Origin of the sequence: Pseudomonas sp. NFACC45 (genome assembly GCF_900113505.1) — a bacterium.
In the GTDB taxonomy this organism is placed as follows: domain Bacteria; phylum Pseudomonadota; class Gammaproteobacteria; order Pseudomonadales; family Pseudomonadaceae; genus Aquipseudomonas; species Aquipseudomonas tehranensis.
The window spans coordinates 185,535-198,392 of the sequence record NZ_FOPO01000005.1 but is presented as its reverse complement, the minus strand read 5'-3'; the positions used below and the strand labels follow the sequence as shown (position 1 = coordinate 198,392).

The following is a 12,858-nucleotide window of genomic DNA, read 5'->3' as shown; positions in this document are numbered from 1 at the left end:
ATTCCGTCGCCCCAGAATGGCGATCAGGTTTGGCGACCTGAGGATCGGATCAGCCCTCTAACCTGACCGGAGCAATCCCATGCAAAGATACATCCCCATCACCGGCATCGACTGCACGCCTGCCTCTCTACTCATCGATACTCAAGCCCCGCTGGACGTCTTGCACGCCACCGCTGATTACCGCATCCGTGTGGTGACTCAAGTACTGGAAAACATCGCGTTCCGATCCGAGATCGCCAGCGACACAGTGGTGCTTTCGGACTTGGCGCAACTTTTGGTGATTCCGTTGCGTGATGGGTGTGATTTGCTGGAGGTCATTGGTCGACGGCTTCAGGAGCAGGTTGAAAATTGATAGAGCTTCGGGCGCTTAAAGCGCCCGTTTCTGCTTAGCTGGCCGATGAGTTCTGCACGGACTTCCCCCGCGGCATGCATTCGACCTTACCTGCCATTTACATCGGATTTGACCACCTATGACTGGCAGAGAATGGCTATGTGCAGACGTTGGTCAAGGTCTGCATTCGGCCAGAAGCCGCCACTCGAAATCCGCTTGCGAACATCAACTCAGAGCTTCGGATGATATGTTTGTGCTTTGATCATGAGCCAATACATAACCTTGCGCTGTCAGTGTGGCAGTCAGGTACCGTAATGCTCGACGGAAGACCGGATGACAGTCGGCAAACGGCAAATCATCGAGCGGAGCCCAAAAAAAGTTGAAGGCGTGACCATGGTCATCGAGCGTGTGATAAGTCCATTGCTCCGGCAAAATTGCCTGCGTGTAACACAGTTGAAATGACCATATCTGGTCGAGATGCGCGGCGTCCCAGCAGCCCATATCGCTGACAACCGAGGCAGCCTCTATGCCTGATTCTTCGCTTAATTCACGCAGCGCGGTCTGAGCTGGAGTTTCACCTGTCTCAATTGTCCCTTTGACCAGTTGTACGCCTGCTATTGGATGGCGGAACAGAAGGATGTGTGTGCCAGGAATACTGGAGAGGATGACGGGGCAAGCCTTGTTCGGTGACATGGCGATTTCCTTATCGGCAATGAAGCACACATCTTACGGCCTATCTCTTACGCGAGCGGCCAGATATTCAGATGCCCGCTTGGGGTCGATTGCTGACCGTCGCGAAAGGCAGTAACCGACCCATTGCTGACTGTCGTAACAGTTGCCTGCCTAGCGTGGATATCTTTGCCAGCGCTATTGTGCGCACCATGTACCCACAAAAAAATGGAGCCCAATGATGAGGGCAAAACGCTATCGAGTTCGCTTAATGTTCGAATGGGGCGGAGGCTGCCTTTGGTGTGGAAACAATATTGCCCGGGATAAATTTTCTGTAGGGCCTATTGAAGAGAGGCTACCACTCAGTAACGAAGTCCAGGCAATGCTTAACGAGCTTTCACAGTGGCATGACACCTCGCTGAACTGGGACTATCCACCTGATCCCGGCCCTTGGAGTGCAGACGATTACGCAAGATTTGACGAGGCCGTCGCTAAATTACTGAAATCCATCCAACAGGAATTGGGTGAAGAATTCGAGGTAGTGTACGAAAAACTTTAGCTTATCGGTGTGAGCCTTCGACCTGATTCTGATAACGAAAGGATGCAGCTATAGATCGGTAGCCCACCTTTGCAACAGGCCGCCACAACCCAAAGCAGACATATTAGCCTCTTGATCAGTAGGTAGCCCCCGCCAGTCCTAAAATCGAGACGGCGGTTCATTTCCAGCTTTGATCTGTGAAAAGACATGGTCTGGATCTGCCTGGCACCAATATCTGAACAGAAGGCGAGGTTCGGTATCCCCAAAATACTGACTCAGGAAGCTCTCGGCGGGGATTAACAATTTAGTTTCTGGCCATTGCTGAGCTAAAACACCTATGTGTTTGCCAGACGAACAAATAATCCACGTCGCCTTGCCTCCACTGATGCCAGGCAGGTAACCCATACCTTGGATCGCTTCGAACAAAGCGCGCAGTGTTACTGCTGGATCAAGCCTGATTGACGTCCTACGACTTTCCAGATCATCCCCTGCATGCACGCTATCCCGATCAATTTGAATGACCAACATGAATGTTCCTTTTTAGCGTTGTGTGATTACTAGAATGCCAGCGTAGGAATGCCAGCAGCTATCTGTCTACAGTCCGCTTTTGGCCGAAAACAGACGAAGGCCCACCCACCGATCTACTCCACAACCCCATTAAAAACAACAGTCCCACCCCCCTCCTTCTGAACCGTCAACCTATTCCCCTCCACCACAACCTCAACCAACTCAGAACACCCATCAACCTCCCGTTTCCCATCAACACGCTCGGCCTTGGCATCAAAACTAAAAACATAAGTAGACGCCGGACAAGCATTCCCACCCTCCCCCGTGGAAACCACCACCACATACCGGCTCGGCCCAAACGTATAAGCCTTTTCAATCGCCACATACCCGGTGTACTCAGCCTCCTCGACAATTGCCTCCATGACATTCACCACCCCAGCGCGCGATTGATAATTCAGCGCGGTCCCCGTCCCCAGGGTATGGGTTGTAAACGGCCCAGCACGCTCGGCGGTGACGGGCAAGGTTTCATAGGCAACGCCGGGGGGCGCTGGGGGGGCGATTTGAGTCGTGACGGTGGGTTTTGCAACGAGGCTTTGTTGGGGTTCAGGAAGATCGCATAGGCCGTTCTTGCAGATGAAATCCCCTTGGCAGTCGATATCTTCCGAGCACTGGTTGGTTTCTTCGAAGGTGCTCTGGTTGGCTTTGGCGTAGCCGACGACGGCCAGTGCAAGGAGGGTGCAGGCGAACAGACGCTTCATCGGTGAAGTCCTTTTCTTGGATGGTGGCCGGATGATAACTGCAAACCTTCCGGGCTTGTCTCTGGTCGCTTTCGATTTTGCAGTGTCGGGTGGTCCAACTTTGCTTTGAATACTAGCCTTGCAAACGTGCGCACAAGGAAGTCGAGAAAACCATGACTGACCGCGATCAACTCCATCGAAATGGTTACGCCCTGCTCCGTCAAGCGATCCCAACCGAATGGCTGGAAGACCTGCGTGCGGTGTTCGATGCAGGTGTGAGGCCGTCGGACCAGTGGCCGGTGCCGCGAGGCATGGACTGGCGTCATTCGATGTTGGACGACGATGCGAAGGTTCAGGCTGTGTGTCGTCTGCCCCGGGTGCTGGCGGTCGCGGGTGAGTTGATCGGGGAGCGGTTCTTTCTGGCGCAGGTGGAGGGGCGCGAACCTCTTGTCGGTGGCGGCCATCAACCGCTGCACCGCGACTTGTCGGCCCAACGGCCAGGCGACATCGCCATGGCCCTGGCTTTTTTCGACAATTATGGCGCCGAGAACGGCGCGACGCGTATCGTGCCTGGCAGCCATCGACCCGCGCTGGGGGAACCGCCATTCGACCTCAACGATGAATCACGCTCCGTACAGCTTTCAGGTTGCGCCGGTGACATCCTGGTGTTCGATGTGGACTTGGTGCATGCGGGCAGTCTGAACTCGGTGGGCTCGCACCGTCGTTCGATTTTGATCAGTTATTTTTCGGAGCCGTTGTACGCTTCACACCTGGAAACCGTGGGCCTGCGTAATATTCGTATGGACACGAGTGAACGGTTCGAGCCTTTGGATTTTGACTTCGGGAAAGCGGGCATTCGCGCCTGTCGTCCAACGACAAAATCTACGATCGACTAGACAAAGATGCAGTCATTTGCGCGTGGCACACCGCCAGAATTTCATCGGCCAGTGTCGAGTCGTCAGGACAGGCACGCGATAGCATGATCGCGCCGACCGCGCGCGCCAGCAGGTCGATCATTTTCACCCTCGCCTCACCCGGCGCCGCATCCGGCCCGGTAGGGTATTTTTCGCCGAGTGTTTGCAACATGCGCTCGATGCCTTCAGCGAATGCCCCCTTCAAATCGTCCGACTGACGTGCCGCGTCACCGCACAACGCTGCCATGGTGCAACCCGTGGCGCGCCCGTCGCGATGGTCCCGTGACACATACACATCAATGAAGTCCTTCACGCTCAATGCTTCGACGCCGATCAGTGACTGCTCAAGACTTTTCGCCGAGGCTTCGGCCATCAGGTCAGCCTTCGAACCGAAATGTTTGTAGAAACCGCCATGGGTGAAACCGGCGGCGGCCATCAGGTCGGCCACGCCGACCCCGTCAAAACCGCGCTCGCGAAATACAACCGAGGCTGTTTCGACGATGTGTTCCCGATTTGCCTGGGCCTGGGCCTTGGTCACTCGCATGTTTCGATACCTCGTTACCGCTGGAAATTCATCGACTGATCATACATTGATGTTGATCATAATCAAAACCGTTGACACTTTAGATTTCGATCATCATCATAATCTCCAACGACCTGACCCGTTATCAACGAACACGGAACAACCTCCCATGAGCGACCTGAATCTGTTTACCGCCTATACCCTTGGCCCAGGCACTGGCTGATCGAGCCTGATTTTTTCTCGTGCATCAATCCCAATCCATGTTCCTGATAAAGAGCTGACATCATGACGACTCGCCCTACCGTTCTCATCACTGGCGCCTCCACCGGCATTGGCGCGGTTTACGCCAAGCGTTTCGCCCAACGCGGACACGATCTGGTGTTGGTCGCCCGCGATCACTTGCGCCTGGAAACGCTCGCCGCGAAGTTGCGTGGCGAGCACAACGTCGCCGTTGAAGTGCTTCAGGCCGACTTGACTCAACTCAGTGACCTGCACACCGTCGAAGCCCGCCTGCGGGACGATGCGCGCATCGGCATCCTCGTCAACAATGCCGGCGCGGCACAGTCCGGCGCCTTCATCGAGCAAAGCACCGACAGCGTTGCACAACTGGTGGCCCTCAACACCACCGCGCTGGTGCGGCTCGCCAGCGCCATCGCGCCACGCCTGGTCAAGGCAGGTGAAGGCGCGATCATCAACATCGGTTCGGTGGTGGGTCTGGCGCCTGAGTTCGGCATGACGGTCTACGGTGCGACCAAGGCGTTCGTACTGTTTCTGTCCCAAGGCCTGAGCCTGGAACTGTCGCCTCAGGGGGTCTATGTACAAGCCGTACTGCCCGCGGCCACCCGCACGGAGATTTGGGATCGCGCCGGCGTCGACATCAACACCTTGAGCGAAATCATGGAAGTGGATGATCTGGTCGATGCCGCCCTGGTGGGCTTCGACCGTCGCGAACCGGTGACCATTCCACCGCTGCATGAAGGCGAGCGCTGGGATGCCCTGCAAACCGCGCGTCAGGGTCTTTTGTCGCAGATCAGGCAGTCCGCCGTGGCGCAGCGCTATCTGACTCAAGGCTGATCCCTGCCGACAGCTCGGCCTCGCCCCTCTCTCATTCCTCCGACAAGAGCAGCTGCAACATGAAGGCATTTTTTATCGACCGCTACGGCAAGCAGAACGGAATGATTGGCGAAGTGCCCGACCCTGCAGTCGGTGTGCATGACGTTCTGGTCCAGGTGCATGCAACGAGCGTGAACCCGCTGGACTCGAAGATCAGAACGGGGGAATTCAAACTGATCCTGCCCTATACGTTTCCATTGGTGTTGGGCAATGACCTGGCCGGGGTGGTCGTGCGCACGGGGTCGGCGGTGAAGCGATTCAAGCCAGGAGACGAAGTCTATGCACGTCCTCCAGAAGCACGGATCGGGACGTTTGCCGAACTGATCGCCGTGAACGAAAACGCGCTCGCGCTCAAACCCTCGAATCTCGACATGGCCGAAGCGGCCGCCATCCCCTTGGCGGGTTTGACGGCCTGGCAGGCGCTGGTTGAGACCGCCCAGCTGAAAAAAGGCCAGAAGGTGTTGATTCATGCCGGATCCGGTGGCGTCGGTACGCTTGCTATCCAGCTCGCCAAACACCTCGGCGCCTTCGTTGCGACCACCACCAGTACGGCGAATGTCGAATGGGTGAAAGCACTCGGGGCGGATGTGGTCATCGATTACAAACAGCAGGATTTTGTAAAGGAGTTGCGCGATTTTGACGTGGTGTTAAACAGCCTCGGCGCCGATGTACTGGAGAAATCGATCAAGGTGCTCAAGCCTGGCGGACAGCTCATTTCCCTTTCAGGGCCGCCGACCGCGCAATTTGCCCAAGAGCAAGGCCTGTCCTGGGTGCTGCGGCAAATCATGCGTCTGCTGAGCAGCGGTATTCGCAGAAAAGCCCGCAAACATGGGGTGAGCTATGCATTTTTGTTCATGCGTGCCAACGGGATACAACTGCAGAAGATCACCTCGCTTATCGAGGCCGGCGTCATCAAACCGGTCATCGATCGCTCCTTCCCTTTTGCATCAACCGCAGAGGCGTTGCGGTACGTCGAGCAGGGCAGATCAAAAGGCAAAGTCACCATAACAATCCAATAGGCGCACGACAAAAGATGTCAGTAGATGATGTGCATGCCGCCAAGCACCCGATTGCGGCGCCTGAACAGACCTGGCTGCATTTACACCCTCATACCTACTCCACCGCCTCAGCCACGCCCTGATCCTCCCCCAGAAATCCGCCACTCTGGTGATGCCATAGCCGCGCATAGGTCCCGTTTTTCCCGAGCAGTTCGGCGTGGGTGCCTTGTTCGATAATGCGTCCGTCATCCATGACGATGAGCCTGTCCATCGCGGCAATCGTAGACAGCCGATGGGCGATGGCGATCACGGTCTTGCCCTTCATCATTTTATCGAGGCTTTCCTGGATGGCGACTTCGACCTCTGAATCCAGCGCGCTGGTGGCTTCGTCCAGTAGCAGGATCGGGGCATTTTTGAGCATCACTCGGGCAATGGCGATGCGTTGACGCTGGCCACCCGAAAGCTTGATACCCCGCTCGCCCACCAGGGTGTCGTAGCCGCTATGGCCTTGCTTGTCGCTCAGTTGACTGATGAACCCATCGGCTTGGGCACTGGCCGCCGCGCTGCGGATTTGCGCGTCGGTGGCATCGGGGCGACCATAGGCGATGTTGTCGCGAATGGAGCGGTGCAGCAGCGAAGTGTCCTGAGTGACCATGCCGATGGCGCTGCGCAGACTGTCCTGGGTGACGTGCGCGATGTTCTGCCCGTCGATGCGAATCTCACCCTCGTCCACGTCGTAAAAACGCAGCAGCAGGTTGATCAGCGTGGATTTCCCGGCGCCGGAGCGGCCCACCAGCCCGATCTTTTCGCCCGGGCGAATGCTCAGGCTCAGGCCATCGAGCACCTGGCGTTCGCCGTTGTAGTTGAAACTCACCTTGTCGAAGGTCACCGCACCGCCGGTGGTAACCAGCGCGCCGGCATGCGGCGCATCCTGCACTTTGGGGCCACGGGTCAAGGTCGCCATGCCATCCTGTACGGTGCCGATGCTCTCGAACAGCGAGGTCATTTGCCACATGATCCAGTGCGACATGCCATTGATGCGCAACGCCATGGCGATAATCGCCGCCACCGCACCTGGGCCGACTTCGCCTTGGTGCCATAGCCAAAGGGCATAACCGCCTGCCCCCATGATCAACCCGACCACCAATGCCTGATTGACGATCTCGAACTGGCTGACCAGGCGCATCTGGCGAAAGCCGGTTTGCTTGAAATCCTCCATGGCCGCGCGCGCGAAGTGTGCTTCGCGTTTGGTGTGGGAGAACAGCTTCACCGTGGTGATGTTGGTATAGGCGTCTGAGATGCGCCCGGTCATGGATGAGCGCGCATTGGCCTGTTCCTGCCCGACTTTCTCAAGGCGGGGCACGAAGTAGCGCATGGCAAGCCCGAACAACACCACCCAGGCGATGAAAGGCAGCATCAGCTTGAGGTCAAAGCCGCCGGCCAGCGCGATGATCGCGATGAAGTACACCCCGATCCCGGGAGCGACCTCAATGAGGGTGAATAACACTTCGCGCACGGACAGCGCGGTCTGCATCACCTTGGTGGTGACCCGGCCGGAAAACTCATCGGAGAAGAACGAAAGGCTTTGTCGCAGCATCAGCCGATGAAAATCCCAGCGCAACCGCAACGGCAGGTTGATCGCCAATACTTGGTGCTGCACCATCGTGCGCAACGCGACCAGCCCGATGCTCGTCACCAGCACCGCGCCGATGCCCCACAGCACGCGGCTCTCCTGCCTGGCCGCATCGCCGCCGGCTTGCCAAACCGAGAGCAAGTCTACGACCTGCCCGAGAAAGGAAAACAGCCAGGCTTCGTAAATCGACACAGCGGCACTGAGCAGCGCGAGGGCGAGGATGTAACCGCGGGCGCCCCGCGTGCAGGCCCACAGGAACCGCGCCAGACCGTCAGGTGGTGGGGGGACCTCGTCGGGCGGAAAAGGGTCGAGCCGTTGTTCAAAAGCGCGAAGCATGGTGATCTCCAAAACGATCCAGTGGAGAGATTCTGGCATTTAAAGGTGGCTTTGAGGGGTTTGGAAGTTGAGCAAACCATAATTGAGCGCCAGCAACTCCATCGAGTTTGCACCATGCCCCACAACGATCGTGCTTTCACTGCCCAACAACCCTCTCATACCGCCGCTGAATCCGTTCCACCTCGCCCGAACGGCGCAACTGCTCCAAAGCCTTGGCCCACGCAGTCACCACCTCGTCCTCAGAATCGAGGCTGAACGCGATGTACAGCGACGAGCGATAGAGCTCGATGGGAATTTTGCGCAGCGTGCCCGGCGCGATGTTCAACTGGCGGCTGTAGTAAGCCACTCCGGCATCGGTGTCGCCGACGATGATGCCGGTGCGCCCGGCGAGCAACATGCGGTAGAGCAACTTGCTCTCGGTTGCACTTTTGTCCACATTATTGAAACCCAGCGACTGCAGCATCTGGGGCACCAGGCCGGCATGACGGGTGGTGATCTGCGGGGCGTGCAGCAGTTGTTCCAGGGAGTTCACCGGCGGCGCATTGGCCAGTTGATAGGCGTAAATGGACTCCTCCACGATCGGCCCGACCCACTTGTATAACGGCTCGCGCTCCGCCGTGCGGAACAACGAGAACATGATGGTCTTGCTGCGGGTCCTCAGTACCTGGGTGGCGCGCATGCTGGGCTGCAGATGCACCTCAAAGTCATCCCCGGTCAACGCCATGATGGCCCGCACGATCTCCGTGGTCATACCGGTGAGCTGGTTGTTTTCCTGGTAGTTGTACGGGGCCCATTCTTCGGTAACGACCTGGTACTCTCCGGCCTTGACCCCTGTGCCGAGCAATAGACAAAGCAGCGCCGCAGCCGGTGTCGAAATTCTCACGTGTTCTCCTGATAAGCCGTTCGGTGTTCGCGCAAGGCCGAGGTGGAAACTCACAGAACAAGCATAGACGCAAACCCGTGGCTGACGGCTGGTGCAATCCACACTCCTGCCTTTGGCAATCTCTTGGTTCCAGAATTTCCGAGACCACCCGCTTCTTCGGCTGATCGCCACAATGATTGAGCTGCAGGAGTCAAACTGGCGGGTTTCAGGTATCTGTTATTCCCATAGTTGCTATCGATACCATCGCCGTTCTCGTCATCGGCCTCTCTCTCTAATCTGCCCACCAACGCGATCGATGACGATCGCAGCAGATCACAATCCGCCCCTTATGGAGAGAGAAACGATGAACACACTCAATCGCACCCTGGCCATCGCGACACTGGCACTGGCTACCCTCAGCGCCGAGGCTGCATCGCCCGCCCAGGCCGGCGCTAGCGCGTCCGCCGTCGGCAGCGTGATCCAGTCCGCCAGTTACATCACCACCCGAGACGGCGTGCAGCTGTACTACAAGGACTGGGGCCCCCGCGATGGACAGGTGGTCACCTTCAGCCACGGCTGGCCGCTGAACGCCGACAGCTGGGAAGCGCAGATGATGTTCCTCGCCGCCAAAGGCTACCGCGTTGTTGCCCACGACCGTCGCGGCCACGGACGCTCCAGCCAGCCATGGGAGGGCAACGACATGGATCACTACGCCGACGATCTGGCGGCGGTGATTGAAGCGCTGGACTTGAAGGATGTCACCCTTGTGGGTTTCTCGACGGGGGGCGGCGAAGTGGCTCGCTATATCGGTCGCCATGGTACCGACCGGGTGAAGAAGGCCGTGCTGGTCTCCTCCGTCCCACCGCTGATGCTCAAGACCCAGACCAACCCCGGCGGCCTGCCCATCGAGGTGTTCGACGGGCTGCGCAAGGCATCCCTGGAGAACCGCTCGCAGCTTTACCTGGACATCGCTTCCGGCCCCTTCTTCGGCTTCAACCGCGAGGGTGCCAAGCCGTCCCAAGGGCTGATCCAGTCGTTCTGGGTCCAGGGCATGCAGGCGGGCAGCAAGAACACCTATGAGTCGATCGCGGCCTTCTCGGCGACCGACTTCCGTGGCGACTTGAAGAAGTTCGATGTGCCGACGCTGGTGATCCATGGCGATGACGATCAGATCGTGCCTATCGATGCTTCAGGCAGGGCCTCGGCGGCGCTGATCAAGGGTGCGCGCCTGATCGTCTACCCCGGCGCGCCGCATGGCCTGACCGATACGCACAAGGATCGGCTGAACCAGGATCTGCTGACGTTCCTTCAGGAATAGAACCGGAACATGCACTGCCCGCTCCCTCCGTTGTTCAGGGAGCGTCACAGATACTGCATCCACCTTGCAAAGCCCTTCTCAGGAAGGGCTTTTGCGTTCGTCAACGCTCTGTGGCCGGCACGCTCATCAATTCATGTGAACCTAGCCGTCCTCCCACCCTCGGATATTCAAGACGTACTCAGGGTGACCCATATGGCAATCGAAGACACTTTATTACGTCAACGCAAGGTACTTGCCGAGTTCGGCGAGCTGGCCCTGGTTTCAGACGACCTGGAGCACATTCTGGATGAGGCGTGTCGCCTGGTGGGTGAGGCGCTGGAAACCCATCTGGCGAAGTTCATGTTGCTGGAAGACGACGGTGTCACTTTCCTCGTGCGTAACGGTGTGGGGTGGGCACCCGGGGTGGTGGGAAAAGTACGGGTGCAGGCCCTGGCAGGAACCCCGGAACGCTATTCCCTGGACACCGGCAACGCCGTCATTTCCACGGATGCCTCAACAGAAACACGCTTTCACTATCACGATTTCCAGAAGCGCAACGGCGTTCAGGCGTTCGTCAATGTACTGGTATACGGAGCCAGCGAAACACGGCCTTTCGGAATATTCGAAGTCGACAGTCGCAGCCCCAGGCAGTTTAGCCAGAGCGATATCGATTTTCTGCGCGGTTACAGCAACCTCCTCGGTGCCGCATTGAGGCGCTCGCAAACCATGCAAGCCATGCGCCTGACCGAAGAAAAATTGCGTGAAAGCGAAAGGCACTACCGAATCGCGGCGCAGCTCACTCCGCTCTGGCCCTGGACGGCCGACAGCCATGGCGCGGTGACGTCACTGGATCAACGCTGGTATGAATACACCGCAAGGTCGCCGGCGCAGACATTGGGACGCCAGTGGTTAAACGCAGTGCATCCCGATGACCGGCTATCATTTGCCAAGCTATGGAAACAGTCGCTGGCCAGTTTGCAACCCTTCGACGCGCAGATCCAGTTGCGCAAGTCCACGGGAGAATATCGATGGTTCAGAATCCGTGCATTTTGCAGCCTGGACCCTGAAGGCCGCTGCGAACAGTGGTATGGCACCGTCGAAGACATTCACGAGCGGGTGCAACTGGAGGCGGCGCTGAGGGACTGGAACGAGTTGCTCGAAGAACGCATCGCTGTCCGAACAAGGCAGCTTGAAGCCGAACAACAAGAGCGCGCGCTGGCCGAGTCCAAACTGCGCCAAAGCCAGAAAATGGAAGCTGTCGGCCAACTGACCGGGGGCATCGCCCACGACTTCAACAACCTTCTGGCCGGCATCACCGGCAGCCTGGAGTTGATGCAACGAAACATCGACAATCAACGTTATGACGAGCTGTCCCGGTACAACTCTGTCGCCCTGACTTCGGCAACCCGTGCAGCCGCCCTGACCCAGCGCCTGCTGGCATTTTCCCGGCAGCAATCGCTGCAACCGGAAGTGCTCGAACCTCGGGAGGTGGTGGCCGGCCTCGAAGAAATCATCCGGCGTTCCGTGGGGCCGAGCATTCATGTCGAATGTTCTTTCAGGGGGCACGACCCGATCAAATGCGACCCGAATGGGCTGGAGAACGCGCTGCTCAACCTGGCGATCAACGCTCGGGATGCGATGCCCGGTGGCGGGACCTTGAAGCTGGACGTACAACGTTGCGCTATCGACGCGCAATCTTGCAGTGAAAAGATGCTGCCCGCCGGACTGTATGTGGCGATATCGGTGGCGGACTCAGGCACCGGGATCAGCGCCGACATCCTGCCGCGCGTGTTCGATCCGTTTTTCACCACCAAGCGCATTGGCGAAGGTTCCGGTCTGGGCCTGTCGATGATTTACGGGTTTGCCCAGCAATCCGGCGGGCAAGTGAAGATTCAGAGCAGCGTCGGGGTGGGAACGACCGTGACGATGTATTTCCCGGTGGTCAGCCAGTCCCCCGCTCGGCCGGAGGACGCTGAGCCGGAGGCTGCGCGACTGCAACCAGGCGCCAACGAAACGATTCTGCTGGTCGACGACGAAGCGGCTATTCGCCAGACGGTTTCGGAGTTCCTGACCGAAACCGGCTATCGCGTCATCGAGGCCCTGGACAGTGCCTCTGCCCTGAAACAGGTCGAGAAAATGGCGCATCTCGACCTGTTGCTCACAGACATCGGCCTACCCGGAACGATGAACGGTGTCGCTCTGGCGGATGCAATGAAGACCCGATATCCCTCGCTCAAAGTGATGTTCATCACTGGGTTCGCCGAAGGTAAAAGCCTGGTTTCGGTCGATGCCACGACCCGCATCCTGACCAAGCCTTTCAGCTTGACCGACCTGGGGCAGCAGGTGGCTTCGCTGATTCACGCCAGTGATGACGGCGCTGAATCAGCGTAAAACGTTTCA

At 58.1% G+C, this 12,858-nt stretch carries 13 protein-coding genes; 7 read left to right on the top strand and 6 right to left on the bottom strand.

Going from position 1 to position 12,858, the window contains the following annotated elements; genetic code table 11:
* Nucleotides 1–79: 79 nt before the first annotated feature.
* The gene (locus BM132_RS11055) at nt 80–352 is read left to right on the top strand and encodes a hypothetical protein (protein WP_092455253.1); all 273 of its coding nucleotides are present in this window, start codon (nt 80–82) and stop codon (nt 350–352) included.
* Between the two features lie 204 nt (nt 353–556).
* On the opposite strand, the gene BM132_RS11050 is transcribed toward BM132_RS11055, so the two are convergent.
* The gene (locus tag BM132_RS11050; RefSeq protein WP_092455251.1) at nt 557–1,024 is read right to left on the bottom strand and encodes an NUDIX hydrolase; all 468 of its coding nucleotides are present in this window, start codon (nt 1,022–1,024) and stop codon (nt 557–559) included.
* 217 nt (nt 1,025–1,241) lie between these two features.
* On the opposite strand from BM132_RS11050, the gene BM132_RS11045 reads away from it, so the two are divergent.
* Nucleotides 1,242–1,559: a hypothetical protein gene (locus tag BM132_RS11045; protein WP_092455249.1), complete on the top strand. Its 318-nt coding sequence runs from the start codon at nt 1,242–1,244 to the stop codon at nt 1,557–1,559.
* 138 nt (nt 1,560–1,697) lie between these two features.
* Here BM132_RS11045 and BM132_RS11040 read toward each other — a convergent pair whose 3' ends face one another.
* Together BM132_RS11040 and BM132_RS11035 are read right to left on the bottom strand one after the other, a co-directional pair.
* Nucleotides 1,698–2,066: a hypothetical protein gene (locus BM132_RS11040; RefSeq protein WP_092455247.1), complete on the bottom strand. Its 369-nt coding sequence runs from the start codon at nt 2,064–2,066 to the stop codon at nt 1,698–1,700.
* A gap of 113 nt (nt 2,067–2,179) precedes the next feature.
* Nucleotides 2,180–2,803: a hypothetical protein gene (locus BM132_RS11035; RefSeq protein WP_092455245.1), complete on the bottom strand. Its 624-nt coding sequence runs from the start codon at nt 2,801–2,803 to the stop codon at nt 2,180–2,182.
* A gap of 152 nt (nt 2,804–2,955) precedes the next feature.
* Between BM132_RS11035 and BM132_RS11030 the strand changes: the two genes are divergently transcribed.
* The gene (locus BM132_RS11030; protein ID WP_092455243.1) at nt 2,956–3,678 is read left to right on the top strand and encodes a phytanoyl-CoA dioxygenase family protein; all 723 of its coding nucleotides are present in this window, start codon (nt 2,956–2,958) and stop codon (nt 3,676–3,678) included.
* Here BM132_RS11030 and BM132_RS11025 read toward each other — a convergent pair.
* Nucleotides 3,665–4,240 carry a TetR/AcrR family transcriptional regulator gene (locus tag BM132_RS11025; protein ID WP_092455240.1) on the bottom strand — a complete coding sequence of 192 codons (576 nt, stop codon included), beginning with the start codon at nt 4,238–4,240 and terminating at the stop codon, nt 3,665–3,667. The two genes, BM132_RS11030 and BM132_RS11025, sit on opposite strands and share 14 nt — an antisense overlap.
* A 264-nt stretch (nt 4,241–4,504) precedes the next feature.
* Here BM132_RS11025 and BM132_RS11020 point away from each other — a divergent pair, with 264 nt between their 5' ends.
* Together BM132_RS11020 and BM132_RS11015 are read left to right on the top strand one after the other, a co-directional pair.
* Complete coding sequence (locus BM132_RS11020) at nt 4,505–5,293, top strand: SDR family NAD(P)-dependent oxidoreductase (protein WP_092399053.1); 789 nt, start codon at nt 4,505–4,507, stop codon at nt 5,291–5,293.
* Between the two features lie 59 nt (nt 5,294–5,352).
* Nucleotides 5,353–6,351, top strand: a complete 999-nt coding sequence (locus tag BM132_RS11015) for an NADP-dependent oxidoreductase (protein WP_092455238.1) — start codon at nt 5,353–5,355, stop codon at nt 6,349–6,351.
* A 94-nt stretch (nt 6,352–6,445) separates the two neighbouring features.
* On the opposite strand, the gene BM132_RS11010 is transcribed toward BM132_RS11015, so the two are convergent.
* Complete coding sequence (locus BM132_RS11010; protein ID WP_092455236.1) at nt 6,446–8,299, bottom strand: ABC transporter ATP-binding protein; 1,854 nt, start codon at nt 8,297–8,299, stop codon at nt 6,446–6,448.
* Nucleotides 8,300–8,435: 136 nt separating this feature from the next.
* Complete coding sequence (locus tag BM132_RS11005; protein ID WP_092399059.1) at nt 8,436–9,182, bottom strand: substrate-binding periplasmic protein; 747 nt, start codon at nt 9,180–9,182, stop codon at nt 8,436–8,438.
* Between the two features lie 343 nt (nt 9,183–9,525).
* Between BM132_RS11005 and BM132_RS11000 the strand changes: the two genes are divergently transcribed.
* Together BM132_RS11000 and BM132_RS10995 are read left to right on the top strand one after the other, a co-directional pair.
* Nucleotides 9,526–10,479: an alpha/beta fold hydrolase gene (locus BM132_RS11000; protein WP_092455234.1), complete on the top strand. Its 954-nt coding sequence runs from the start codon at nt 9,526–9,528 to the stop codon at nt 10,477–10,479.
* Nucleotides 10,480–10,671: 192 nt separating this feature from the next.
* Complete coding sequence (locus BM132_RS10995; RefSeq protein ID WP_092455232.1) at nt 10,672–12,849, top strand: ATP-binding protein; 2,178 nt, start codon at nt 10,672–10,674, stop codon at nt 12,847–12,849.
* Nucleotides 12,850–12,858 lie beyond the last annotated feature (9 nt).